The sequence below is a fragment of the Pseudomonas sp. NC02 genome, assembly GCF_002874965.1.
Classification (GTDB): Bacteria; Pseudomonadota; Gammaproteobacteria; order Pseudomonadales; family Pseudomonadaceae; genus Aquipseudomonas.
This window is the reverse complement of sequence record NZ_CP025624.1, coordinates 5922306-5947228: the sequence shown is the minus strand read 5'-3', so window position 1 is coordinate 5947228 and position 24923 is coordinate 5922306. Positions and strand designations below refer to the sequence as shown.

The following is a 24923-nucleotide window of genomic DNA, read 5'->3' as shown; positions in this document are numbered from 1 at the left end:
CCCGCAGCAACGTCAGCCCAACGGTTTCTTCTCCCCAAGGAGAAATCAGAAAGAAGCGCAAATCATTGTCTTAAAAGCAATTTAAAGGGTTGACAGGGGTTTTTAAGATTGTAGAATAGCGCGCCTCAGAGACACTAACGTAGCGATACGGAAGCATCGAAGAGAAGGTAACATGCAACAACGTAACACTTTGAAATATGTAGTTCCGTGATAGCTCAGTCGGTAGAGCAAATGACTGTTAATCATTGGGTCCCAGGTTCGAGTCCTGGTCACGGAGCCAATTTCAAAACCGGGGTATAGCGCAGTCCGGTAGCGCGCCTGCTTTGGGAGCAGGATGTCAGGAGTTCGAATCCCCTTACCCCGACCATATTTGGGTCGTTAGCTCAGTTGGTAGAGCAGTTGGCTTTTAACCAATTGGTCGTAGGTTCGAATCCCACACGACCCACCATTTTTGAGACCAGTTAACGCTGGAATCGAATCTTAAGATCAGAGGCCAAAAGCGCTGATCGAAGAAGGCGACTGAGAGGTCGCCTTTTTTTTACCGGGGTATAGCGCAGTCCGGTAGCGCGCCTGCTTTGGGAGCAGGATGTCAGGAGTTCGAATCCCCTTACCCCGACCATATTAAAAATCCTCGTATCGAAAGATACGGGGATTTTTTTTGTGCGCGGAATCCTGTCCGCACCACAAAACAAATGTGGGAGCGGGCTTGCTCGCGAAAGCGGTGTGTCAGTCAGTGCATCTGGCACTGAACCACCGCTTTCGCGAGCAAGCCCGCTCCCACACTCACCGAGTCCTATCCCGGAACGTGCTGTCAGTGCAGTTTCAGGCGCGGCTCGGTCCCTCGCCCGATCTTGCTCCCCAGCATCAGCATCGCCGTGCGGAAGAAGCCATACAGTGCCATCTGGTGCATGCGATACAGCGACACATAGAACATCCGCGCCAGCCAGCCTTCCAGCATCACGCTGCCCGTCAGGTTGCCCATCAAGTTACCCACCGCCGAGAAGCGCGACAGCGAGATCAGCGAGCCGTAGTCGGTGTACTTGTACGACGGCAGGTCCTTGCCCTCGATCCGCAGTTTCAGCGACTTGGCCAGCAACGATGCCTGCTGGTGAGCTGCCTGGGCCCGTGGCGGCACATTGCGATCGGTGCCGGGTTGCGGGCAAGCGGCGCAATCACCGAAGGCGAAGATATTTTCGTCGCGAGTGGTTTGCAGGGTCGGCAGCACTTGCAGTTGGTTGATACGGTTGGTTTCCAGGCCGTCGATGTCCTTGAGGAAGCCTGGTGCACGAATCCCGGCGGCCCAGACCTTGAGGCTGGCCGGGATTACCTGGCCGCTGCTGGTGATCAGGGCGTCGGCCGTCACTTCACTGACGGCGGAGTTGGTCAGGACGGTCACCCCGAGTTTCTCCAGGGTTTTATGTACGGGCCCGCCAATACGCTCCGGCAGTGCAGGCAACACCCGTGGGCCGGCTTCGATCAGGGTGATGTGCATGTTTTCCGGCTTGATCTTGTCCAAGCCATAGGCGGCCAGTTCATGTGCGGCGTTATGCAGCTCGGCGGCCAGCTCGACGCCGGTGGCACCGGCGCCGACAATGGCGACGCTGATCTGCTCTACCACGTCCGTCTGCCCGGCATGGGCGCGCAGATAGTGATTGAGCAATTGCTGGTGGAAACGCTCAGCCTGCTTGCGGGTGTCGAGGAACAGGCAGTGTTGCGCCGCGCCTTCGGTGCCGAAGTCATTGGTGGTGCTGCCGACGGCGATCACCAGGCTGTCGTAGCCCAGCACGCGCGCGGGCACCAGTTCCCGGCCTTCTTCGTCGAGGGTGGCGGCCAGCTGGATTTTTTTCTGCTCGCGATCAAGCCCGCTCATGCGCCCCAGCTGGAACTCGAAGTGGTTCCATTTGGCTTGGGCAACATAATTGAGTTCGTCTTCCGAAGAGTTCAGCGAGCCGGCCGCCACCTCGTGGAGCAAGGGTTTCCAGATGTGGGTGAGGTTGGCATCCACCAGGGTGACGCTGGCGATGCCGCGCTTGCCCAGAGTCTTACCCAGGCGGGTAGCCAACTCCAGGCCGCCGGCGCCGCCGCCGACGATAATAATACGATGGGTCATGGGGATATCTCGCAAGGCTAAAGGAAATCGGTGCAGTTACCCGAGCGAGCGCCAGGCAGCTCATAGCGTCAGGTAACTCAAAAGGCGGCTCAGCAAACCCAGGCCGATCACTGCAACCAGCACCACCGCAAGGAGCAGCCAGGGCCGGAAAGGCTTGCGCTCGACTTGGTTCTGGGACAGTTGCAGGTACTCTTCGACATGCTGTTGGTCGTCGGGGTTCAGGCGGCTGGTCATAAAGGCCTCGTCAGGTAGACGTTGCTGAAGGGCGCCACGTTACAGTCGGGTGATTGGCGGCATTGCCTGAAGCATAGTCGCCAACCCGATCACAGGCTGATGCCCACATCGAACACTATGCTGCGCCCCAGATTGTTGCGCAAGAAGTCCGGTGCGTCCGGGTGCGCGAACAGTACGCGGGCGAAGGTCGGCCCCACGAGGGACAGCGAGCGCCAGCCCTGGCGCAGGTACTCGGTGGGAGGAGGGAAGTGACTGTTGAGGTCCAGTACTTCGCGCTTGAGGCTGGCGAAGGCGATGAGGTCCAGCTCCCCCAGGTCCATCCCGCGCTCTTTATAGTTGTGGGCCTTCTTGCGCAGGGTGGGCGCCAGGCGCAACAGGAATTCGTGGGCGGGAATGCGCCGGGGCTTGGCTTCTCGCCGAACCAGTTGGCTCAGGGAAAACGCGCTGCGCCGCCGCAGCAGTTCGTCACGCCATTCATCGTTCAGGCGCCGGCCTTCATCGAGTACGAAAAACACTTCGAAACTGGCGTCGCGAAACAGCACGTCCGGCGGCTCTTGCCCGGCGGCGTGGAATTCTTCGGCGCGATAGGGCACGTTCAAGCCTTGCAACAGGCGCTGGCAGACCCAACGCTCACGCTCCCATTTGCGGGCATTGGACAGGAAAGCATTGGCTTGTTCGGCCGCTACGGTGAGCAGGCGCAAATAATCTGAGTCATCCATGTCACCAGCTTAGCGTCCAAATGATGACCGCAGGAAGTCCCGCGTCAAAAGGTCGGTGTAGACTGGCCACTCGACAGTTTCCCGTGGCATGAGGAGTATGCAGTGAAGTGTTTTGTGGTGCTGTTCTTGAGTCTTTTGCCCGTGTGGGCCCAAGCCGTCGAAGTGGGTGAGCGCGTTGCACCCTGGACGTTGCTTGATCAGTTCGACCAGGCCTACACCCTGGATGACCAGGCGCAAACCTTGCTCGTAGCGCGCAGCATGGACGCCGCCAAGATCGTCGATGCGGCGCTGCAAGGCCAGCCCAAGGGTTACCTGGAGGCTCGGCATGCGGTGTTTCTCGCCGATATCCAGCGCATGCCCCGGCTGATCGCGAAGATGTTCGCGGTGCCGGCGATGCAGGCCTACAACTATCGCGTCATGCTCGACCGCGATGCCCGTGTAAGCCCGCGCTATCCCGCACCTGTGGATAAAGTGCTGTGGCTGCAACTGGATCACGGAACGCTGGTGGCGCAGCACGAATACGATTCCGCCGCTGAACTGCGCCAGGCCCTGGAGCAGGTGCAGCCGTGATCAGCGCAGCGGTGTTGGCGCCGGAAACCCTCAGCATCGGCTGGCTGCTGTATGCGCCGGTGGTGATGTGGGCGCTCCTGCGTTCGCCGTGGGTCGAGCTGTTTGCCGACCGCCGACGCCAGCACTTGCTGTTCGGCACCGTATTCGCACTGTTCATGTTGTGGTTGGTGCGCCGGGATTTCGACACCGGGGTGTCCTATCACTTCATCGGCATGACCGCCGTGACCTTGTTGCTCGATTGGCCCCTGGCGATTGTCGGAGGCTTTGCCGCGCAGCTCGGCCTGGTGTTGCTCGGCCGCCAGGACCTTGCCGCCGTGGGGATCAACGGCATGCTGCTGATCCTGTTGCCGGTGCTGGTCACCGAGGGTTGTGCGCTGCTGGTGGAGCGGGCGAAGCCACGCAATCCCTTTGTGTATATCTTCTGTTCGGGCTTTTTCGCCGCCGCACTGTCGGCCTTGCTGTGCCTGCTGGCAGGCCTGGGGCTGCTGTGGTTCGATGGCCGTTTCGCGATGCCGGAATGGATCGAGGATTTTGTCGGCTACTTGTGGCTGATCATTTTCCCCGAGGCCTTTATCAATGGCATGGTGATCAGCGCCCTGGTGGTGTTCTGCCCCGAGTGGCTGGAGACATTCAACCGCACTCGCTACCTCTCGGCGCCCTGGAAGGATGACGATCCGCGGCCTTGATCCAGGTCAAATGCCGCACGCGCAAGTGGTCGCATGCTCTGCAAAATTTCCAGGAGCACGGAATCATGAGTGTGTACGAGTGGGCACGGCAGGAGTTACGCAGAAGCCAGGACGCGGCGCAGGAAATCGGCTTTGACCCGGGCTTGACCCTGCGCGCCATGCTCAGTGCGGTGGTGCAGCAGAGCAAGGGCGTGCGCAGTTTTGAAGACCTGGCCGACGAGCTGCAGTACCTTGCAGAGAATCTCGACGACCAGCAGGACTATGGCTTTATGCGGCCTTAGTGTTTGGGCTGAAAGTCTTCGGAGAACAGGTCGTCCTCGGCGTCCGGACTGACCGGGATCTTGTGTTCCTCGGACGCCCAGGCGCCCAGGTCGATCAGTTTGCAACGGTCCGAACAGAAGGGACGGTTGACGTTTTCTGCTTTCCATTCCACAGGTGCGCCGCAGGTTGGGCATTCGACGTTCAAGGGTTGGCTCATGATCGGCCTCCACGCAAAGTAAGGTAAAAGTGGTGCAGTCGCTCGACCTCGGCGTGCAGCCGGGCCAGGTCCTGGTCATTGACCAGCACGTCATCGGCATGGCGCAGGCGGTCTTCACGGGTGGCCTGGGCCTTGAGAATCGCCTGCACCTGCGCTTCGCTGATGCCATCGCGTTGCAGGGTACGCTGTATCTGCAACGATTGCGGCACGTCGATCACCAGCACCCGCTGGGTCATGGTGTACTGGCCGGACTCGATCAGCAGTGGTGACACCAGGATCGCGTAAGGCGATTGTGCACGCGCCAGGTGGCTGCGAATCTCCTCGGCGATCAGCGGGTGCAGCAACGCCTCCAGCCAGCGGCGCTCGTCGGGCACTTCGAAGATCAGCTTGCGCAACGCGCCGCGGTCCAGTTGCCCGTCAGGCTGCAGCACACCCGCACCGAAATGCCCGGCAATCTGCGCCAGGGCAGGGCGCCCGGGTTCGACTACCCAGCGCGCGGCGTGGTCGGCGTCAATCAAGTCCACGCCAAGCCGGACGAAGTGTTCGGCGGCCGCGCTTTTGCCACTGCCGATGCCGCCAGTGAGGCCAAGAATCCAGGGTGTTGCGACAGAAGTGGTCATCTGAAACCGACAGACTGCAAATAGAAGTCGGTTATTTGACCACCCCAGAGCAATGCAATCCAGCCGGCAATTGCCAGATACGGACCAAAAGGCATTGGAGTGGATGCGTGGGCTTTGCGCAGGCGCAATAGAATCAGGCCTCCCATCACACCCACCAGGGAAGACAGCAACAGCGTCATCGGCAGGATCTGCCAGCCGCCCCAGGCACCGAGCATGGCCAGCAGCTTGAAATCCCCGTGCCCCATCCCATCCTTGCCGGTAATCAGTTTGAACACCCAGAACACCGACCACAGGCTCATGTAACCGGCTACCGCGCCCCACAGCGCATCGTGCAATGACACAAAAACGCCAAAGCTGTTGAGGATCAGGCCCAGCCACAGCAACGGCAGCACCAGCACATCCGGCAGCAGTTGGTGGTCTGCATCGATCAGGCTCATCGCCAGCAAGCCCCAACTCAACAACAACACCGCCCCGGCTGCCCAGCCAAAACCGAAATGCCAGGCGACAACCGCCGAGATCAGCCCGCACGCCAGTTCGGTGATGGGATAACGCGCGCCAATAGGTTGATGGCAACTTGAGCAACGTCCCTTGAGCAGTACATAACTGAGCAGCGGAATATTCTCCCAGGGGCGAATCGGGTGGTTGCAACGCGGGCAGCAGGAGTTTGGGTGCATCAGGTTATAGGGCGCGGCGACAGGCTCGGCGGGAAGGCCCAGTACTTCATGGGCCTGGGCTCGCCATTCACGTTCCAGCATCTTCGGCAGGCGCCATACCAGCACGTTGATAAAACTGCCGACAATCAAGCCCAGCAGCAACGCGCCTGACACAAACACCCACGGCTGATAAACGAGGATCTCAGTCAGTGGCGTGCTCAAAAGGCTGTACCGAGTTGAAAGATCGGCAGGTACATGGCCAGCACCAATGCCCCGACGATGCCGCCGAGTACCACCATGATCAGCGGCTCCATGAGGCTGGTAAGGTTGTCCACCAGGTTATCGACGTCAGCCTCGTAGTGGCAGGCGACTTTTTCCAGCATGTTATCGAGGGTGCCCGACTCCTCGCCGATAGCCGTCATCTGGATCGCCATGCCTGGAAACAGGCCGCTTATGGCCATGGATTCATTCAGCTGGATTCCGGTTGCAACGTCGTGCCGCATACGATTGATTGCCTGTTTGAACTGCCCGTTACCCGTGGCGCCGGCCACGGAATCCAATGCCTGCACCAATGGAACGCCCGCCGCGAAGGTGGTCGAGAGCGTGCGAGCATAGCGGGCGACCGCCGATTTTTTCAGCAGTGTGCCTGCCACGGGAGCTTTCAACAAACTGGCATCGAGCCAGTGGCGAAAGCCTGTGGACGAGCGATAGGCTTTGCGCATTCCTGCGAAACCGGCACCCGCGGCCAGGATCAGCATCCACCAGCTTTGCTGCATGAACTCCGACAGGCTGATGACGCCCAGGGTAAAGCCCGGCAGTTGTGCATCGACGCCGGCAAACAACCCCTGAAACTGCGGCACCACGTGAATCAGCAGGATTGCGCTGACAGCGGTGGCGACTGCCAGTACCGTCACGGGATAGGTCATGGCCTTCTTGATTCTGGCTTTCAGCTGTTCGCTTTTTTCCAGGTGAATGGCCACCCTTTCCAGCAGCGCTTCGAGTGCGCCCGCCTGTTCGCCCGCCGCAACCAGGTTGCAGTACAGATCATCGAAGTAGCGTGGGTATTTCTGCAAGGCGACAGCCAGGCTGCTGCCGGCGGCGATCTCCTGCTTCAAGCCTTGTACCAGCGCCCCCATATGCCGGTTGTCGAAGCCCTCGGCGATGATATCCAGCGCCTGTAAAAGTGCGATACCAGCCTTCAGCAGCGTCGCCAATTGGCGGGTGAAGAGGGCGATCTCTGCCGGTTTGACCGGCAGGGCGAGGCTCGGCCAACCGGCGAATTTCTTGCGTACGCGCCCAGGATTGATACCTTGCTGGCGCAGCAGTGCCTTGATCAGGGCGGGATTGTGACCGCGGGTTTCTCCGGAGACCTTGCGCCCTTTGCGGTTGACGCCTTCCCAGGCATAGATCGCTGAAACATCATTCATTTCACGGTTCCGCACACAGACAGTGGAAGATTTATAGCTTAGTCAGGTGACGGATTCGGGCAGGCTCGCCGTGAGCGAAAAAATGTCAGTTTGTGCGTCTTGTTCAGCATTGGTTGCGCGGGGGTGAGTACACTGGCGCGGTTGCCGAGACGGGGTGCAGGATGCGCCTCGCGAAAGGTTTTATTCTGGAGAGTGAATGTGATGCGTCAGAAAGGTTTTACCTTGATCGAATTGTTGATCGTCGTGGCAATCATCGGCATTTTGGCCACCATCGGCCTGCCCATGTACACCAAGCACCAGGCCAAGGCCAAGTTTACCGCAGGGCTGGCCGAAGTCTCCGCGTTGAAGGCGGGCTTTGAAGACACGCTGAACCAGGGGACGCCACCGACCCTGGCGTTGATTGGCGGGACCAGCCCAACGGCCAACTGCAAGATTGACGTGACCGGCGACATCGCCACCGGTGCTGGCACGATTGCCTGTGAAATCCTCGATGCACCCGCGCCGGTCCTGGGCAAGATCATCACCTTGACCCGTAGCGCCACAACCGGCTGGAAGTGCACCACCACGGCAGAAGACCAATACGCCGCTAAAGGTTGTGCTTCCGGCGGCGCGTGATCATCAGGTCGTCTACTGTTTACGCAGCAAGGAAGAGCGTGTGTGTAAACCGCTCTACGCCCATCACAAGGAAGTAGAGGTTGCCGATGACGTCGTCTGTCCAGCAGCGGGGGAACATATTCCTCGTCGTGGTTATGTGTCTGCTGATGCTGGCGATCTGCGCGCCGTTCAGTAGCCATGACTGGCAACGTGCGGTGCAGATATCGGTGGCGCTGTGTGCGGTGGTGTATGGGCTGTGCTTGCCGCAGGCAGAGCGATGCGTAGACAGGTCGACAGCGCTCGGGGTGTCGCTGATCGGGGGCGCGGGGCTGGTTTCGGCCCTGTTGGCCCACCAGCCACTCTGGGCGTTGACCGAGCTGGCGCTGCTCATCAGTTGTTGCGCCACTGCTGTGGCTTTCAGCCGGGCCAGGCGCAATGGGGATGAGTCCCTGGATCGTGTATTGGTCCTGTTCGTATTGCTGCTGTGCATGGTTAAAAGCATTCAATATCTGCACGCCGGGGTCCTCGCCTTCACCAGCGGCGAAGCAATCGTGAATACCGATTTGCTGTTGTCCGGGTTCTCCAATAAACGTTTCTACGGTCAGTTCCAGACCTTCACCCTGCCGCTGCTGGCGCTTCCCTTGCTGGCTTCAAACGTCGCTCGTCCAGCGCGGGGCGCGGTGTTCGCCCTGCTGTGTGTCTGGTGGCTGATCGCGATCGGTGGCGGTACCCGCGGCACCTGGCTCGGTATGGGCGCTGCCGGGTGCGTGCTGATGTTCCTGGGGCCGCAGGGGCGCCGTTGGCTGGGCTGGCAGTTGGCGGCACTGGCCTGTGGGTTAGTGTTGTATTGGTTGGTCTTCACGGTGCTGGCAGGGTACTTGGGGATTGTAATTTCCAATGGTGCCGTAGATCGACTGACCACCAGCCTCTCGGGGCGTGGGCCGATATGGTGGCAGGCCTGGAGCATGATTATCGAGCGGCCCTGGCTGGGTTTCGGGCCGATGCATTTTGCCGACATCGCCAACGACATTGCCGCTCACCCTCACCAGGCGATTCTGCAGTGGGCCAGCGAATGGGGCGTACCGTCGACGCTGTGCGTGATCGCGTTGGTCGCGTGGGCGGGTTGGTCAACCTTGGACGTGTTGCGTAAGCGTGCGTTGTCATTGGCGCCCGTGGACCTGCTGCGCCTGTGCCTGTTTGCCTCGCTGATCGGTGCACTGACCCAGGCACAGGTGGATGGGGTAATCGTGATGCCGGTGTCGCAACTCTGGCTGGCGCTGGTGGTTGGCTGGCTGATGGGATTGCATGTGTGGCGCGCTCCATCGGTCGCCCCGGTGTCGGCGTTGTACAGGGTGTGGATGGCCGCGAGCGTCGTGGCCGTCGGCTTGCTGGTGTTCGTCGCGATTCGTGATGTGCCCCGACTCAAGGAGCGCAGCGAGCACTACATGGGCCTGAGTAACGGTCACCTGCAGCCACGCTTTTGGGTGCAAGGCGTGATTGCCCTCGAAATGCAGTGAGTTGCCGGACGTCCAAGGCAGTGCTAGCTTTAGCCCACCGCCCGTGTAGCTCAGCCGGTAGAGCAGCGCACTCGTAACGCGAAGGTCGCAGGTTCGATTCCTGTCTCGGGCACAAAGGCAACACAGTTTTCAGATGATCCCAGAATGGTTCTGAAGGCCAGACGAACCGGTATTCATGCCTGTTCTTTTGTATCTGCGCGACCTTGATGACCCAGATGCATCCCCATTCCTCGATCTAAGAGAACGACATGACCACACAAGAAATGACCCAGGAAGCGCGGCACGAAGCAGCCCTCAAAAAGTACGTCGCGGAGTCGCCGGAACTGCTGGATGAGATCAAGGACCTGAGCGCCGATGATCAAAGGGACCAGATCCAATGGGCGTTTGAGGATGAGGCCGAGGCCCAGGGCCTGCAGCCATGGGAACTGACCCTGAAGTACACCTCCACCCCCGAAGCGTTCGAGGCGGCGCGCCTGGCTTTGCACAAGGAAGCGGCCGAGGTGTTGGGTGTCGACTGGAACGAGTATTGCGGGATGAACAATCTCGCGATCTGACACAAGTTTGATGTGGCGAGGGAGCTTGCTCCCGCTGGGTTGCCAAGCGACCCCAAAAACCTTGGGAGCGCTGCGCACTCCAGCGGGAGCAAGCTCCCTCGCCACAAAAGCAGGCGCTTACATTCAAGGGCGTTTCAGAGACTAAGCCGCATCGACAAATCCACCGCCTTCACATCCTTGGTCATCGCCCCGATGGAGATGTAGTCCACGCCGGTTTCAGCGATGGGCAGCAGGGTGCTTTCGTTGATCCCGCCACTGGCCTCCAGCTTGGCTTTGCCGTTGTTCAGGCGCACCGCTTCGCGCATGTCATCCAGGCTCAGCTCATCCAGCATGATGATGTCGGCGCCCGCCGCCAGTGCCTCACGCAGTTCCTCCAGGCTTTCCACTTCGATTTCCACCGGCTTGCCCGGGGCGATCTTGTGGGCGGCGCTGATGGCCTGGGCAATGCCGCCGCAGGCTGCGATATGGTTTTCCTTGATCAGGAACGCGTCATACAGGCCGATGCGGTGGTTGTGGCAACCACCGCAGGTCACTGCATATTTTTGCGCCAGGCGCAGGCCGGGCAATGTCTTGCGTGTATCCAGCAGCTTGACCTGGGTGGACGCGACAAAGTCCGCCAGGTATTGGGCGCGGGTGGCAACGCCTGACAACAGTTGCAGGAAATTCAGCGCGCAACGCTCGCCACTGAGCAGCGAGCGGGCCGGGCCTTCAAGGTGAAACAGCGCCTGGTTGGGGCTGACACGTTCGCCGTCGCGCACCTGCCAATGCACCGCGACGCGTGGGTCCAATTGGCGAAACACCGCTTCCACCCAGGCCGTGCCGCTGATGACGGCGGCGTCGCGCGTGATGATCGTGGCCTTGGCCAGGCGTTCGGCGGGGATCAGTTGTGCGGTGATATCCCCGCTGCCGATGTCTTCCAGCAGTGCGCGACGCACGTTGGCTTCGATTTCGGCGGTCAGGTCGGCTAGACGAAGATTGGGCATAACAGGCTCCACAAACAAAGTGCCTGGATTATAGGGGCAGGGCGGGCCTGAACCCAAGGCAACTGGCACCTCGGGTGCGGTGCGCGATGTTCATTTACACGGCAATCACAGAGTTCGCTGGCGCAACAACCCTCATTTGCAAGATAATCTCGCGCCTTGCAATTGGCGTCATAGCTTTGACGTCACGGTGATAGCCCGATTTTCGCAGTGCCCCGGCGTGCTTCGCGCCGTTGCTGCACCGATCCTTCACACAATCGAATACCGCCGTTTCAGGAGGCCAGGATGCACAATGACGGGAAGGTGGTGCCGATCAATAAGGCACGGGCGACGCCATCGCCGCTCGCCCGCCTGCCGGTGGTGTTGCTCCAGGTCCGTGACAAGGCGGCGCAGCAACTCAGGCAGGGACTGCAGGAGCTGTTTGATAACGCCGACGACACCCTGTTCGAAATGGCCGACAAGACCCGCAGTAACGTCGACCACGGTATTTTCTTTGAGGCCATGCGCGACCTGCGCCTCAAGCGCAAGAATTTCGAGCGTGGCTTCATGGAGCAACTCTACGAAGCGTTTGCCAATCTTGGCAACGTGGAGCGCGGTGAGCTGCAACTGATTCCGGTGGTGTCCTACACCGCGGCGCCCGGGGTCTCGGGCGATGAGCTGGAAAAAGCCGTCGCGCTCGAGGCCATGCTGGGCAAGGTGCTGCGCCGTGACGGGCTCGCCCTTGGGCAATTGACAGCCCGGCTGAATGCCTTGCTCGACAAACGCCTGGATGATCGGGACAACCCCCTGGGCCCGGCAATGCTGTGCGCGTTTTTTCTGCAAGCAGGACGCAGCCTTGGCGTGGAAATCCGGGTCAAGCTGATCATTCTCAAGCTGTTTGAGAAATACGTGCTCAGTGACGCTGATCTGTTGTACGGCGAAGCCAATCAGTTGCTGATCGCCACCGGCGTATTGCCCGAACTCAAGGCCGTGCCATCGCGGCGCGCCGTCGCCACGGCCGAGTTGCCTGAAGACACCCCGCCGATTGCCGGCCACCCGGCAGACGACAGCGGCCAGGAAGTTTTCGCGGCGTTGCAGGAATTGCTGTCGGCAGTGCGCGGCAGCGTGGCACCCACGCTGGAAGCCAGCGCCGAGACCCAGCCCATCTCCACCCGTGACCTGCTGCGCCTGCTCTCCCATTTGCAGCAATATGTGCCTGAGCCTGAGGTCGAGGATGATTTCGACCTGCGCAACCAGCTTGAACAACTGCTGACCCGGGTCAGCGTCAAGAGCGGCAAGTCGCGGGTGGTGGAGGATGCGGACGAGGATGTGATCAACCTGATCGCCATGCTGTTCGAGTTCATCCTCAATGACGGTACGGTGCCCGAGTCCCTCAAGGCGCTGATCGCGCGCCTGCAGATTCCGATGCTGAAAGTGGCGGTGCTGGACAAGAGTTTTTTCAGCCGCACCAATCACCCGGCGCGACGCTTGCTCAATGAAATCGCTTCGGCGGCCATGGGCTGGAGCCAGCGCGACGATTATCAGCGCGACAGCCTGTACCTGCACATCGAGCAGGTGGTGCAGCGGTTGCTGAACGATTTTGTGGATGATCCGGCAATCTTTTCCCAGTTACTGACCGAGTTCACCGCGTTTACCCATGACGAGCGACGCCGCAGCGAATTGCTGGAGCAACGTACCCGCGATGCGGAAGAAGGGCGCGCCCGTACCGAAATCGCTCGTCAGCGTGTAGCCGAAGCCCTCAATCTGCGGTTGCTGGGCAAAGTACTGCCCGAGGTCGTGGTGCAGTTCCTGCAACAGGCCTGGAGCCAGGTGCTGTTGCTGGCGTGCCTGAAGCATGGCGAGCACTCGCCACAATGGCTGGCCGGGTTGCGCACCATGGACGAGTTGATCTGGAGTGTCGGCCTCAGCGAAGACACCGAAGCCGGCCGGCACCTGCTGGAGCAGTTGCCAGGCTTGCTGAAAGCCTTGCGCGATGGGTTGAGCGGCGCGGCATTCGATCCCTTCATTACCCGGGAATTTTTCACCCGCTTGCAAACCCTGCATGTCCAGTCGTTCCGGGGCAGTGCCGAGGAACAACCGTCGCTGTCGCAAGTCGAGGTGCGCGAGGCATTCGTCCTCAGTCCCGCGGCACCGGCCATCGAGGCGAGCCTGCCGGAAGATGATCCCGACCTGCTCAAGGTTCGCCAACTGCGGATCGGTTGCTGGGTGGAATTTCAGGAAGACGCCGAAAACACCCTGCGTTGCAAGCTGACGGCGATTATTGCGCCGGGCAATACCTGCATTTTCGTCAATCGAACCGGCCTCAAGGTATTGGAAAAAAATCCGCTTGAACTGGCCCTGGAGTTCAAGCGCGGCGCGGTGCGAACCCTGGATGATGCGCTGTTGTTCGACCGCGCCCTGGCTTCGGTGATTGGCAACCTGCGCCAACTTCATCGCGCCAAGTGATCGCAACCAGACAGCGGAACGCGGCATACTGAGTTACCCCAGCCTCGTTCAAGGAACCAGTATGCAGTTGGACCCCGCCAGCGGTTGGTGCCAGGGCATTCGCCATTGCCCCTCGCCCAACTTCAACGAGCGCCCCGGTGGCGAGATTTCCCTGTTGGTGGTGCACAACATCAGCCTGCCACCGGCGCAATTCGCCACCGGCAAGGTGCACGAGTTTTTCCAGAATCGCCTGGATGTCACGGAACATCCCTACTTTGAAGGTATTGCCGACCTACGGGTTTCTGCGCATTTTCTGATTGAGCGTGATGGCGCGGTGACGCAGTTTGTCTCGTGCCGGGACCGGGCCTGGCATGCCGGGGTATCGAGCTTCGAGGGGCGTGAGACGTGTAACGACTTTTCCCTGGGGATCGAGCTGGAGGGCACTGATGACCTGCCCTTCACCGATGCCCAGTATCAATCCCTGATCGCCCTGACGCGCCAGTTGCTGGCGGCGTACACGGGCATTACCCGCCAGCGCATTTGTGGCCATAGCGATATCGCCCCGGGACGCAAGACCGACCCCGGACCCGAATTTGATTGGGCGCGCTTTCGCAGCGCCTTGCAGGATGGAGGACACGCACAATGAGTTTTCTGGTGTTGGTGCTGGCGGTATGGATCGAGAAGTTCTCGGCCCTGCGTCACCGAATACAACGTGATGGCGGCTGGTTGCGGGAACTGGCCAAGCTGGAGTCGAGCGCCAGCCTGGGCAAGCAGCCGTGGCTGATCCTCACATTGCTGGTGCTGCTGCCGGTGGCTTTGCTTGCGTTGTTGTTGCTGGTGCTGGAGCCAGTGGCCTATGGCCTGTTGGCGCTGCCGGTGCACCTGCTGGTGGTGATCTACAGCCTGGGCCGTGGCGATCTCCTGGCCGGATTGGGCCCGTTCCGTGATGCCTGGCGCCGGGGCGACCTGCAAGCGGCCGAACATGTGGCCGAACGTGACTTGAGCATCAGCGCCGACAGTGGTGAACAGTTGCTGGAGCGGGTCCAGGGCCATCTGTTGTGGCAGGCCTACCAAAGCTTCTTCGCGGTGATTTTCTGGTACTTCCTCCTCGGGCCGGTGGCCGCCCTGGCCTACCGTCTGCTGGCGCTGGCGACCGAGAACAGCAAGAACCCGCTGGTGGCCGAGCGTGCCGGGCAGTTGCGCCATGCCTTCGACTGGTTGCCGGTACGTTTGCTGGCGGCGAGTTTTGCCCTGGTCGGCAACTTTGTGGCGGTCGGCCGGGTGATGCTGCATGAGCTGCTGAGCTGGGACATCAGTGCTGCGCAACTGGTGGAGAAGGTGGGCCTGGTGGCCGCGGAGATCCCGCCACCGGTGGTAGGCGCCGAGGGCATCAACAGCCTTGATCGTATCTGGGAGTTGCTGCTGCGTGCCGCCGTGCTGTGGTACGCCGGCTTTGCCATCTGGACCGTGCTGCCCTGATTTGCCCCCCCTGTAGGAGCGGGCAAGCTCGCTCCTACCTCGTTAACCTTAAGTTACAAACCTCCTTTTCGAATTGAGCTATACAGACAGAGCGCCAAATAGTGGCTATCTGCCGCCGCCCTGCGCCCTCAATAAAAATAAAAGAAAAGGGAGTTCACCTGTGAAGAGCTTGCTCTATCCCGCCGTCGCGTTCATGAACCGCCTGACCTTCGGCATGAAGTTCAGCCTTATCAGCGTGCTGTTCCTGTTGCCGATGCTGGCCACCAACTACTACCTGGTGCGCGATTCCTGGCGAGAATTCCAGGGCACTCGCATCGAGCTGCAAAGCCTCGACCTGCTGGGCAGCAGCCTGGCCCTGCGCCGCGACCTGGAAACCCTGAACAACCAGGTACAGATCAACGCAACCCTCGGCCAATCAGGCAAGGCCGGTGATATCGAAAACAAAATCACCGCCCTCGAAGACAGCCTGCTGCAGCGCCTGCAAAGCTTCCACGCCCTGTCCGCCGACCCAGAACAGGCCGCCGCCTTCGAAGCCAAGCGCGATGAAATGATCGCCGCCTTCAAGGCCCAGCAACAGGAAACTTCACTGCTCAGCAAAAGCGCGCTGATCGGCAAACTCCTCAACAAGGCGCAGATGCTCAGCCAGATCATCGCCAGCCAGTCGGGGTTGAGCCGTGACCCCCAGGGCGACCTGCGCCAACTCAGTGAACTGATCACCAGCGTCACCCCGCAAGTCACCCAGACCCTGGGGGAAGGCCGGGCCATGGGGGCTTATTCGTTGGGCCAGGGTTTTCTCAATTCGTCGTCCAGCACTCGTTTTGACGAGTTGCTGCAGCAACTGGAAAAGCTCCAGGCGGAATACGGCCTGAAACTGCAGGATGCCCTCGGCTCCAGCAAGCCCGCCCACGCAGCATTGGCGAGCCTGGCGGACGCGAGCAAGGCCAGCCTCAAGCAAGGCAGTGAGTTGTTCGAAGAGCAGGTCGTCATGGCCGAAACCCTCGACGCCCCATGGCAAGACTTCTACGACGACGTCAGCACGTTGATGGCCAAGACCTATCAGCTCGACGAAGCCACCCTGACCTTTCTCGAGCAGCAACTGGAGCAACGCCTGTCGGAAAACCGCACGCACATGATCGGATTGGTGGCGGCACTGGCGTCGGTGTTTTTGCTGATCTTCTATTTGTATGCCGGTTTCTACGCCTCCACCCGCACCACCTTGCGCCGCCTGGGGGCGACGATGGACAAGGTGGCGGCCGGTGACATGACCGTCACCTTCATCGCCCACAGCCGCGACGAACTGGGGGATTTGGGCCAGGTGTTCAACTCCACCGTGGCCAAAATCCATGACCTGATCGAGCGGGTAGGGCACACCGTCAACCAGGTCGAACACCAGGCCGGACAAGTGGAGTCAGTCTCGGCCAGCAGCAACCAGGCCGTGTCCGGCCAACGCAGCCAGATCGAGCAAGTGGCGACCGCCATGAACCAGATGTCCTCCACTGCCCAGGAAGTGGCGCGCAGCGCGGCGGCGGCGGTCAGCAGCGCTCACAGCGTCAACGATGAAACCGTCAGCGGACGCGGCCTGGTGCATTCCCAGCAAGGCAGTATCGCGGCGTTGGCTTCGGAGATCGATCAATCGGTACGGGTCATCAACCAATTGGCCATCGACAGCCAATCCATCAGTCGCGTGCTGGAAGTGATCAAGAGCATTGCCGAACAGACCAATCTGCTGGCGTTGAATGCCGCCATCGAGGCCGCGCGCGCCGGTGAGCAAGGACGCGGTTTCGCCGTGGTGGCCGATGAAGTGCGCACTTTGGCCCGGCGCACCCAGCACTCCACCGAGGAAATCGAGCAGATGATTGCCAAGCTCCACAGCGGTGTCGGCGCTGCGGTGAAGGCCATGGGCACCAGCCACGAGATGGCCAATGGCACGGTGGGGCAGTCGGAAAAAGTCCAGCAGGCCCTCGAAAAAATCCTCGGCGCGGTAGGCATGATCGTCGACCAGAACCAGCAGATTGCCGCCGCCGTCGAACAGCAGACTGCCGTGGCCCATGACATCGATCAGAACATCGTCGAGATCAATCGCGCCGGTGAACATGCAGCGCAGGGCGCGCACCAGACTGAAGAGGCCAGCCGGCAATTGTCCTTGCAAGTGATCGAGCTGAAGCAGTTGATCGGGGCCTTTCGAGTGTGAGGCATGGCCAGGCATGCATCGGGGATGGGCCCCTACCAGTTGAACAGCTCGCAGGCATTGCGGGTGCTCGCCTCGGCCAGCGCTGAGGAGCTGATGCCCATGCGCTCCGCCAGGGCGGCACAGATGTCTGGCAGGTGTTCGGGGCTGTTGCGCTGGCCGGGGTACATCACGGGGGCCATGTCCGGTGAGTCGGTTTCCAGCACCACGCTTTCCAGCGGCAGCCGGGCGATCACCTTGTGCATGCGCAGGGCTTGCGGCCATGTGGCCGCGCCGCCCAGGCCCAGTTTGAAGCCGAGCTTGGTGTACTCGCGGGCCTCTTCCTGGCTGCCGGCAAACGCGTGGATGATTCCGCCTCGTGGCAGCCGAATGCGCTTGAGGGTGGCGATCACGGCAGCGTGGCTGCGGCGCACATGCAGCAGCGCCGGCAGTTGGAAATCCACCGCCAGCTTCAGTTGCGCTTCAAACAGGCTTTGCTGGCGTTCGCGGTCCAGCTGTTCGAGGAAATAATCCAGGCCGATTTCGCCCACCGCGCACAGTTGCCGGTGGCCGTTCAGGCGGGTCAGCCAGTCGCCCAGTTCCGTCAGGTCGGCGGGGCGATGGTCGTCGAGATACACCGGGTGCAGGCCGAAGGCGGCGAATAAATCTGCGTCGGTTTGCACCAGGTCCCACAACCGTTGCCAGTTCTGCTGATAGACCCCGAGCACCACCATCCTGCGCACGCCCAGGCGGCGACTGCGGCTCAGGACTTCGCGGCGGTCCGTATCGAAGTCCGGAAAATCCAGATGGGTGTGGCTGTCGATCAGCTCCACACCGCTTACTCCGAGTGAATCCGCTGCTTGAACGTACGGCCGATGGCATGCACGCCGGGTTCGTAGTGCTGTTCTTCAATGGCCGCCAGCGCCAGGCGCAGCGCGGTGTCGGCAATCAACTGATGCTGCTGGGCCATGGCATTCACCGGCAGCGGCAGGAAATCCAGCAGTTGGGTGTCGCCAAACGTCCCCAGTCGCAGTGGCCGGGATTTGAGCGGGAAGTCATGCAGCGCGTCAAACACCCCTTGCAGCAGGACGTAGGACGTAGTCACCAGTGCGTCAGGCAAATGCCCCAGGCTTTGCAGCAACTGCTCCATCAGCTGTCGGCCACAGTCGCGGCTGAACGACTCGCCTTGTTCGATCAGCACTTCGCCGCTGAAGTCTTTCAGCGCTTGCTTGAAACCGGCGGTACGTTCCTGGCTGATGCTCAGCTCTGGCCGCGCGCCGATCAACACGATCTGCTTGGGCAGCGGGTGCAGCAGGCTGCTGGTCAATTGCTGGCAGGCCTGGCGATCATCGCTGACCACCGAGCAAAACTGCGTAGACTCCATCACCCGGTCGATGGCGATCACCGGCAAACCCTTGGCTTGCAGTTCGCGGTAGCTGTCGTCGGTGGCCGGCAGGCAGCTGGCGACAAACAGCGCATCGCAACGGCGGGCGCGGAACAGTTGCAGCAGTTGCCGCTCACTGTTGGCGTCGTCGTCGGAGCTGGCGATCAGCAATTGATAGCCGCGGGCACGGGCGCCTTGTTCGAGCAGCTTGGCGATGCGTGCGTAACTGGGGTTTTCCAGGTCCGGCAGGATAAAACCCAGGGTACGGGTGTGCCGGCTGCGCAGCCCGGCGGCCTGGGGGTTGGGCGTAAAGCCATGTTCTTCAACCACGGCGCGCACCCGTTCGACGGTTGCGCTGCTGATCCGTTGCTGTTCGGCCTTGCCATTGATGACGTAGCTGGCGGTGGTCACAGACACACCGGCAATGCGCGCGATATCACTGAGTTTCAAACCGGGATTTCCTTGTTTTTTAGAGCTTGCCCCGACATTTTGTCCAATCGTAACCGATTACTGCAGGCGACCATTGTCGCAACTCAACAGCCGAGTGGCTCTTCAATCATGGGAAATTAACGCCTAATCTGCCATAAATTCTAGATTAAACGTTTCAGCAAGCGTATTTTTACGATTATCGCGACGAGTGTGGTCCTGCCAACTGACCACTCAGTCAATTTTATTCGAACGCTTTTGCACTGATTTATTCAAAATAATACCTAGTGCGCCCGCCGCACTAACTAGGAGAACGGCATGCTTGAGCTCACCCACGAGCAGATATCCATGGGCCAGACGGCTGTGGATAAGTCTGCTGCCTTGCAACTGCTCGCTGAAAAACTGGTGGCCGATGGCCTGGTCGCCGAGGGTTACCTCAGTGGCTTGCAAGCGCGTGAAGCCCAAGGCTCGACCTTTCTCGGCCAGGGTATCGCCATCCCCCACGGCACCCCCGAAACACGCGACCAGGTGTTCGCCACCGGCGTGCGCCTGCTGCAATTTCCCGACGGCGTGGATTGGGGCGATGGCCAGATCGTTTACCTGGCGATCGGCATTGCCGCCAAATCCGACGAACACCTGCGCCTGCTGCAACTGCTGACCCGTGCCCTTGGCGAGACCGACCTGGGCCAGGCCCTGCGCCGCGCCAGTTCTGCCGAGGCCTTGCTGAAACTGCTGCAAGGCGCGCCGCAGGAGCTGGCGCTGGACGCACAGATGATTGGCCTGGGCGTGTCGGCTGATGATTTCGAAGAACTGGTGTGGAGAGGCGCACGCCTGTTGCGCCAGGCCGATTGCGTGAGCAATGGCTTTGCCGCCGTGCTGCAACAAGTCGACGCGCTGCCCCTGGGCGATGGCCTGTGGTGGTTGCACAGCGAACAGACGGTGAAGCGTCCCGGCCTGGCCTTCGTCACTCCGGACAAACCCATGCGTTACCTGGGCCAGCCCTTGAGCGGCCTGTTCTGCCTGGCCAGCCTCGGCGAGGCCCACCAGACCTTGCTCGAACGCCTGTGTGCCTTGCTGATCGAAGGCCGTGGCCAGGAACTCGGCCGCGCCACCAGCAGCCGGGCCGTACTGGAAGTGCTCGGCGGTGAACTGCCCGCCGACTGGCCAAGCGTGCGCATTGCCCTGGCCAACGCCCACGGGCTGCATGCGCGCCCGGCGAAGATCCTCGCGCAATTGGCGAAAAGTTTTGCCGGTGAAATCCGTGTGCGCATCGTCGATGGAGACGTCGGCGCGGTATCGGTAAAAAGCCTGAGCAAGTTGCTCAGCCTCGGTGCGCGTCGCGGCCAGGTATTGGAGTTTGTCGCTGAGCCAACCATTGCCGGTGACGCCTTGCCCGCCTTGCTGGCGGCAGTGGAAGACGGCCTCGGCGAAGAAGTCGAGCCGTTGCCGGCAGTCAGCGCCCAACAAGCCGTGGCCGAGATCGAACCGGTCATCAGCGCGCCAGTGTCCGGCAGCCTGATCCAGGCCATTGCCGCCGCCCCCGGCATTGCGATTGGCCCGGCGCATATCCAGGTGCTGCAACCTTTCGAATACCCGCTGCGCGGCGAGTCGCCGGTGATCGAGCGCCAGCGCCTGCACGCGGCATTGACCGACGTGCGCCGGGACATCCAGGGCCTTATCGAGCGCAGCAAATCCAAGGCCATCCGCGAGATCTTCATCACCCACCAGGAGATGCTCGACGACCCGGAATTGACCGACGAAGTCGAGACGCGCCTCAAGCAGGGCGAAAGCGCCGAGGCCGCGTGGATGAGCGTGATCGAAGCCGCCGCCAAACAGCAGGAATCGTTGCAGGACGCCTTGCTCGCCGAGCGCGCTGCCGATCTGCGTGACATTGGCCGCCGCGTGCTGGCACAACTGTGCGGCGTCGAAACCGCCCAGGAGCCGGACGAACCCTACATCCTGGTGATGGACGAAGTGGGTCCCTCGGACGTGGCGCGCCTGGACCCGGTGCGTGTCGCCGGCATCCTCACTGCCCGTGGCGGCGCCACCGCCCACAGCGCCATCGTCGCCCGTGCTTTGGGCATTCCCGCGCTGGTGGGGGCAGGCCCTGCTGTATTGCTGTTGGCTTCGGGCACGCCGTTGTTGCTGGATGGCCAGCGCGGTCGCCTGCATGTGGACGCCGACGCCGCCACCTTGCAGCGCGCCACCGTCGAACGCGACACCCGCGAACAACGTCTGCAAGCCGCCGCCGCGCAACGCCATGAACCGGCCCTGACCCGCGATGGCCATGCCGTCGAAGTATTCGCCAATATCGGCGAAAGCGCCGGGGTTGCCGGCGCGGTGGAGCAGGGCGCCGAAGGCATCGGCCTGCTGCGCACCGAACTGATTTTCATGGCCCACAAACAAGCGCCCGACGAAGCCACCCAGGAAGCCGAATACCGCCGCGTGCTCGACGGCCTCGGCGGCCGGCCGCTGGTGGTGCGCACCCTTGATGTGGGCGGCGACAAACCGCTGCCGTACTGGCCGATCGCCAAGGAAGAAAACCCCTTCCTCGGCGTGCGCGGCATCCGCCTGACCCTGCAACGCCCGCAGATTATGGAAGCGCAATTGCGCGCGCTGTTGCGTTCGGCGGACAACCGTCCACTGCGCATCATGTTCCCCATGGTTGGCAGTGTTGACGAGTGGCGCCAGGCCCGGGACATGACCGAGCGCCTGCGCCTGGAAATCCCGGTGGCCGACCTGCAACTGGGGATCATGATCGAAGTGCCGTCGGCCGCGTTGCTGGCGCCGGTACTGGCCAAGGAAGTGGACTTCTTCAGCGTCGGCACCAACGACCTGACCCAATACACCTTGGCCATCGACCGTGGCCATCCGACGCTGTCGGCCCAGGCGGATGGCCTGCATCCGGCGGTGTTGCAACTGATCGACATCACCGTGCGCGCCGCCCATGCCCATGGCAAATGGGTCGGCGTGTGCGGCGAGCTGGCAGCCGACCCGTTGGCAGTTCCGGTGCTGATCGGCCTGGGAGTGGATGAGCTGAGTGTGTCTGCGCGCAGCATCCCCGAGGTCAAGGCACGGGTGCGTGAATTCAGTCTGAGCGAGGCCCAGGGCCTGGCACAAAAAGCCCTGGCGGTGGGTTCTCCCGCCGAAGTGCGTGCGCTTGTGGAGGCCGTGTAAATGGCAAGGATTTTAAGCCTGACGCTGAACCCGGCGTTGGACCTGACGGTGCGCCTGGCGCGCCTGGAACCGGGCGAGGTCAATCGCAGCGAAGCGATGATCACCCACGCTGCCGGCAAGGGCGTGAACGTCGCCCAGGTGCTGGCGGACCTTGGTCATCAGGTGACCGTGGGCGGCTTTCTTGGTGAGGACAATCCCCAGGCATTCGAGATGCTGATTGCCCGTCGTGGTTTTACCGATGCGTTTATTCGGGTGCCGGGAGAAACCCGCAGCAATATCAAGATCGCCGAGCAGGATGGGCGGGTCACGGATGTCAATGCGCCGGGCCCGTTGGTCAGCGAGCAGGCGCAACACGCACTGCTTGAGCAACTGGCGCGGATTGCTCCGGGCTACGACGCCGTCGTCGTGGCCGGCAGCCTGCCACGCGGCATCACCCCTCAGTGGTTCCAGGGCCTGCTGCAGCAACTGAAAAACCTCGGCTTGAAAGTCGCCCTGGACACCAGCGGCGAAGCGCTGCGCGCTGGATTGAACGCCGGCCCTTGGCTGGTCAAACCCAATACCGAAGAACTGGCCGATGCCCTCGGTCATTCCACAGATGCCATCCGCCAACTGCATCGGCAAGGTGTGGAGCATGTGGTGGTCTCCGACGGTGCCGCGGGTGTGAGCTGGTACAGCCCGGATACCGCGCTGCACGCCACGCCGCCCAAGGTAACCGTGGCCAGTACCGTAGGCGCCGGCGACTCGCTGCTGGCCGGGATGCTTCACGGTTTGCTCAGTGGCGATACGCCGGAGCAGACCCTGGGCCGCGCCACCGCCATTGCCGCGATGGCGGTCACGCAGATCGGCTTTGGCATCACCGACGAAGCGCAGCTTGAGACTTTGCAGAGCGGCGTCCACGTGCGCCCGCTGACAGAACAATAAGAGGGTTGGTCATGAAGTTAGCCATTGTTACTGCCTGCCCGAACGGCATGGTCACCAGTGTGCTGTGCGCCCGCTTGCTGGATGCCGCCGCGCAACGCCAGGGCTGGAGCACCAGCGTCGAAGTGGTCGACGTGCAGCATCCGGAACGCCAATTGTCGGCGGCCACCATTGAAGCCGCCGAGTGGGTATTGCTGGTCAGCAGCACGCCGGTGGACATGCAGCGTTTTGTCGGCAAACGCGTATTCCGCAGCACGCCGGCCCAGGCGTTGCAGGATGTGGACGCGGTGTTGCGTCGCGGAGCCGAGGAGGCCCAGGTGCAGGTAGCTGACGCGGCACCGGCGAAAAGCACGCCGCGTATCGTCGCGATCACCGCGTGCCCGACCGGCGTCGCCCACACCTTCATGGCTGCCGAAGCGTTGCAGCAAACCGCCAAGCGCCTCGGGTATGACTTGCAGGTGGAAACCCAGGGCTCCGTGGGCGCCCGCACGCCGCTGAGCCCCGAGGCGATTCGTGACGCCGACGTGGTGCTGCTCGCCGCCGACATCGAAGTCGCCACCGAGCGCTTTGCCGGCAAGAAAATCTATCGCTGCGGCACCGGGATCGCGCTCAAGCAATCCGAGGCGACCCTCAACAAGGCGCTGGCCGAAGGCAAGCAGGAATCCGCTGCCAGTGGTGCCGCTGCCAAACCGGAGAAGACCGGTGTCTACAAACACTTGCTCACCGGCGTGTCGTTCATGCTGCCGATGGTGGTGGCGGGCGGTCTGCTGATCGCCCTGTCATTCGTGTTCGGCATTCATGCCTTTGAAGAAAAAGGCACTCTTGCCGCCGCGCTGAAAACCGTCGGCGACCAGGCGTTCATGCTGATGGTGCCGCTGCTGGCGGGTTACATCGCCTACTCGATTGCCGACCGTCCTGGATTGGCCCCCGGCATGATCGGTGGCCTGCTGGCCAGCACCTTGGGCGCGGGGTTTATCGGCGGGATCTTCGCCGGCTTTCTCGCCGGCTACTGCGTCAAATTCATCAGCCGCGCGATCCGTTTGCCCCAGAGCCTGGAAGCCCTCAAGCCGATCCTGATCATCCCGTTGCTGGCGAGTCTGTTCACCGGCCTGGCGATGATTTACCTGGTAGGGCCGCCGGTGGCGAAGATGCTCACCGGCCTCACGGATTTTCTCAGCACCATGGGCACCACCAACGCCGTGCTGCTGGGCATCTTGCTGGGCGGCATGATGTGCGTCGATCTCGGTGGCCCGATCAACAAGGCGGCCTACGCGTTTTCCGTCGGCCTGCTGGCAGCACAAAGCGGTGCACCCATGGCCGCGACCATGGCTGCCGGCATGGTGCCGCCGATTGGCATGGGCATCGCCACCTTCCTGGCGCGGCGCAAGTTCGCCCAGACCGAGCGTGAAGCCGGCAAGGCCGCGCTGATCCTCGGCATGTGCTTTATCTCTGAAGGCGCAATTCCGTTTGCTGCCAAGGACCCGCTGCGGGTAATCCCGGCAAGCATCGCCGGCGGTGCGCTGACCGGTGCGCTGTCGATGTATTTCGGCTGCAAGCTGATGGCGCCCCATGGTGGATTGTTTGTGATGCTGATCCCGAATGCGATCAACCATGCGCTGCTGTACCTGCTGGCGATCGTGGCGGGCAGTTTGTTGACGGCCGTGGTGTATGCATTCCTCAAGCGCCCTGAGACCGTAGAGCTTTCTGTCGCACCCGCCCAGGCATGACGCGGTTCATGTAGGAGCTGGCTTGCCTGCGATGCAGGCACCTCGGTGTATCAACGCAACCGAGTTGAGGCTATCGCAG

Annotated in this window: 23 protein-coding genes, 5 tRNA genes and 1 pseudogene; 19 read left to right on the top strand and 10 right to left on the bottom strand. The window is 61.6% G+C overall.

All coding sequences use genetic code 11. The annotated features are described in order from the left end of the window. Nucleotides 1–204: 204 nt before the first annotated feature. The 4 genes from C0058_RS27945 (at nucleotide 205) to C0058_RS27930 (ending at nucleotide 619) form a co-directional block, all read left to right on the top strand. Nucleotides 205–280: transfer RNA gene (locus C0058_RS27945), tRNA-Asn, on the top strand. 10 nt (nucleotides 281–290) lie between these two features. After that, nucleotides 291–367, top strand: a tRNA-Pro gene (locus C0058_RS27940). Between the two features lie 5 nt (nucleotides 368–372). After that, a tRNA-Lys gene (locus tag C0058_RS27935) sits at nucleotides 373–448 on the top strand. A gap of 94 nt (nucleotides 449–542) precedes the next feature. Beyond that, a tRNA-Pro gene (locus tag C0058_RS27930) sits at nucleotides 543–619 on the top strand. 192 nt (nucleotides 620–811) lie between these two features. Here C0058_RS27930 and C0058_RS27925 read toward each other — a convergent pair. The 3 genes from C0058_RS27925 to C0058_RS27915 form a co-directional block, all read right to left on the bottom strand. Next, on the bottom strand, nucleotides 812–2110 hold the full coding sequence (locus C0058_RS27925) for an NAD(P)/FAD-dependent oxidoreductase (RefSeq protein ID WP_003215906.1): 1299 nt from the start codon (nucleotides 2108–2110) through the stop codon (nucleotides 812–814). A 60-nt stretch (nucleotides 2111–2170) separates the two neighbouring features. Beyond that, nucleotides 2171–2344, bottom strand: a complete 174-nt coding sequence (locus C0058_RS27920) for a DUF3094 family protein (RefSeq protein ID WP_010174986.1) — start codon at nucleotides 2342–2344, stop codon at nucleotides 2171–2173. Nucleotides 2345–2433: 89 nt separating this feature from the next. Beyond that, nucleotides 2434–3063 carry a DUF1780 domain-containing protein gene (locus C0058_RS27915; RefSeq protein ID WP_008437312.1) on the bottom strand — a complete coding sequence of 210 codons (630 nt, stop codon included), beginning with the start codon at nucleotides 3061–3063 and terminating at the stop codon, nucleotides 2434–2436. A 102-nt stretch (nucleotides 3064–3165) separates the two neighbouring features. Between C0058_RS27915 and C0058_RS27910 the strand changes: the two genes are divergently transcribed. The 3 genes from C0058_RS27910 (at nucleotide 3166) to C0058_RS27900 (ending at nucleotide 4600) form a co-directional block, all read left to right on the top strand. Further along, a complete protein-coding gene (locus C0058_RS27910) occupies nucleotides 3166–3633 on the top strand; it encodes an FAD/FMN-containing dehydrogenase (RefSeq protein ID WP_087694627.1) in 468 nt (155 codons plus the stop codon). Beyond that, on the top strand, nucleotides 3630–4319 hold the full coding sequence (locus tag C0058_RS27905) for an energy-coupling factor ABC transporter permease (RefSeq protein ID WP_087694626.1): 690 nt from the start codon (nucleotides 3630–3632) through the stop codon (nucleotides 4317–4319). The genes C0058_RS27910 and C0058_RS27905 overlap by 4 nt, the downstream gene beginning before the upstream one ends. 65 nt (nucleotides 4320–4384) lie before the next feature. Continuing rightward, the gene (locus C0058_RS27900) at nucleotides 4385–4600 is read left to right on the top strand and encodes a hypothetical protein (protein ID WP_003215917.1); all 216 of its coding nucleotides are present in this window, start codon (nucleotides 4385–4387) and stop codon (nucleotides 4598–4600) included. On the opposite strand, the gene yacG is transcribed toward C0058_RS27900, so the two are convergent. From yacG to C0058_RS27880, 4 genes are read right to left on the bottom strand one after another with little or no spacing between them, the layout of a single operon-like run. Further along, complete coding sequence (yacG, locus tag C0058_RS27895; protein WP_003215918.1) at nucleotides 4597–4797, bottom strand: DNA gyrase inhibitor YacG; 201 nt, start codon at nucleotides 4795–4797, stop codon at nucleotides 4597–4599. The two genes, C0058_RS27900 and yacG, sit on opposite strands and share 4 nt — an antisense overlap. After that, on the bottom strand, nucleotides 4794–5417 hold the full coding sequence (gene coaE / locus C0058_RS27890; protein ID WP_008437307.1) for a dephospho-CoA kinase: 624 nt from the start codon (nucleotides 5415–5417) through the stop codon (nucleotides 4794–4796). Before coaE ends, yacG begins: the two co-directional genes overlap by 4 nt. Then, nucleotides 5414–6292 (bottom strand): A24 family peptidase, encoded by an 879-nt coding sequence (locus C0058_RS27885; protein ID WP_371316153.1) that lies wholly within the window; start codon nucleotides 6290–6292, stop codon nucleotides 5414–5416. The genes coaE and C0058_RS27885 overlap by 4 nt, the downstream gene beginning before the upstream one ends. Then, nucleotides 6289–7497, bottom strand: coding sequence for a type II secretion system F family protein (locus C0058_RS27880; RefSeq protein WP_003215923.1), 1209 nt, complete (start codon nucleotides 7495–7497; stop codon nucleotides 6289–6291). Before C0058_RS27880 ends, C0058_RS27885 begins: the two co-directional genes overlap by 4 nt. A gap of 201 nt (nucleotides 7498–7698) precedes the next feature. On the opposite strand from C0058_RS27880, the gene C0058_RS27875 reads away from it, so the two are divergent. From C0058_RS27875 to C0058_RS27860, 4 genes are all read left to right on the top strand, one after another. After that, nucleotides 7699–8112, top strand: a complete 414-nt coding sequence (locus C0058_RS27875; protein ID WP_087694624.1) for a pilin — start codon at nucleotides 7699–7701, stop codon at nucleotides 8110–8112. A gap of 86 nt (nucleotides 8113–8198) precedes the next feature. Then, a complete protein-coding gene (locus tag C0058_RS27870) occupies nucleotides 8199–9608 on the top strand; it encodes an O-antigen ligase (RefSeq protein WP_102369921.1) in 1410 nt (469 codons plus the stop codon). Between the two features lie 39 nt (nucleotides 9609–9647). Continuing rightward, nucleotides 9648–9720: transfer RNA gene (locus C0058_RS27865), tRNA-Thr, on the top strand. A 136-nt stretch (nucleotides 9721–9856) separates the two neighbouring features. Beyond that, entirely contained in the window at nucleotides 9857–10162 is a 306-nt protein-coding gene (locus C0058_RS27860) for a DUF6388 family protein (RefSeq protein ID WP_008437299.1), read from the top strand. Between the two features lie 134 nt (nucleotides 10163–10296). Here the strand turns inward: C0058_RS27860 and nadC are convergent, their stop codons facing one another. Beyond that, nucleotides 10297–11145, bottom strand: coding sequence for a carboxylating nicotinate-nucleotide diphosphorylase (gene nadC, locus C0058_RS27855; protein ID WP_008437288.1), 849 nt, complete (start codon nucleotides 11143–11145; stop codon nucleotides 10297–10299). Nucleotides 11146–11427: 282 nt separating this feature from the next. Between nadC and C0058_RS27850 the strand changes: the two genes are divergently transcribed. The 5 genes and pseudogenes from C0058_RS27850 to C0058_RS33355 all read left to right on the top strand — a co-directional run bounded on the left by C0058_RS27850 (nucleotide 11428) and on the right by C0058_RS33355 (nucleotide 17236). Further along, nucleotides 11428–13587: a DUF1631 domain-containing protein gene (locus C0058_RS27850; protein WP_087694621.1), complete on the top strand. Its 2160-nt coding sequence runs from the start codon at nucleotides 11428–11430 to the stop codon at nucleotides 13585–13587. Nucleotides 13588–13648: 61 nt separating this feature from the next. Next, complete coding sequence (gene ampD / locus C0058_RS27845; protein ID WP_003215934.1) at nucleotides 13649–14212, top strand: 1,6-anhydro-N-acetylmuramyl-L-alanine amidase AmpD; 564 nt, start codon at nucleotides 13649–13651, stop codon at nucleotides 14210–14212. Beyond that, nucleotides 14209–15045 (top strand): regulatory signaling modulator protein AmpE, encoded by an 837-nt coding sequence (gene ampE / locus C0058_RS27840; RefSeq protein WP_003215936.1) that lies wholly within the window; start codon nucleotides 14209–14211, stop codon nucleotides 15043–15045. Before ampD ends, ampE begins: the two co-directional genes overlap by 4 nt. A gap of 193 nt (nucleotides 15046–15238) precedes the next feature. Beyond that, nucleotides 15239–16330, top strand: a pseudogene (locus C0058_RS33360) (methyl-accepting chemotaxis protein); the annotation flags it as partial. Continuing rightward, a complete protein-coding gene (locus tag C0058_RS33355; RefSeq protein WP_371857033.1) occupies nucleotides 16307–17236 on the top strand; it encodes a methyl-accepting chemotaxis protein in 930 nt (309 codons plus the stop codon). The pseudogene C0058_RS33360 and the gene C0058_RS33355, both read left to right, overlap by 24 nt. A gap of 32 nt (nucleotides 17237–17268) precedes the next feature. Here C0058_RS33355 and C0058_RS27830 read toward each other — a convergent pair whose 3' ends face one another. Together C0058_RS27830 and cra are read right to left on the bottom strand one after the other, a co-directional pair. Beyond that, nucleotides 17269–18045, bottom strand: coding sequence for a TatD family hydrolase (locus C0058_RS27830; RefSeq protein ID WP_102369919.1), 777 nt, complete (start codon nucleotides 18043–18045; stop codon nucleotides 17269–17271). 5 nt (nucleotides 18046–18050) lie between these two features. After that, nucleotides 18051–19046: a catabolite repressor/activator gene (gene cra, locus C0058_RS27825; RefSeq protein WP_003215943.1), complete on the bottom strand. Its 996-nt coding sequence runs from the start codon at nucleotides 19044–19046 to the stop codon at nucleotides 18051–18053. 294 nt (nucleotides 19047–19340) lie between these two features. On the opposite strand from cra, the gene ptsP reads away from it, so the two are divergent. From ptsP to C0058_RS27810, 3 genes are read left to right on the top strand one after another with little or no spacing between them, the layout of a single operon-like run. Continuing rightward, nucleotides 19341–22199 (top strand): phosphoenolpyruvate--protein phosphotransferase, encoded by a 2859-nt coding sequence (ptsP, locus tag C0058_RS27820; protein ID WP_102369918.1) that lies wholly within the window; start codon nucleotides 19341–19343, stop codon nucleotides 22197–22199. Further along, nucleotides 22200–23120, top strand: coding sequence for a 1-phosphofructokinase (gene pfkB / locus C0058_RS27815; RefSeq protein ID WP_087694617.1), 921 nt, complete (start codon nucleotides 22200–22202; stop codon nucleotides 23118–23120). A gap of 11 nt (nucleotides 23121–23131) precedes the next feature. Continuing rightward, complete coding sequence (locus C0058_RS27810; RefSeq protein ID WP_008437280.1) at nucleotides 23132–24844, top strand: PTS fructose-like transporter subunit IIB; 1713 nt, start codon at nucleotides 23132–23134, stop codon at nucleotides 24842–24844. Nucleotides 24845–24923: the final 79 nt, after the last annotated feature.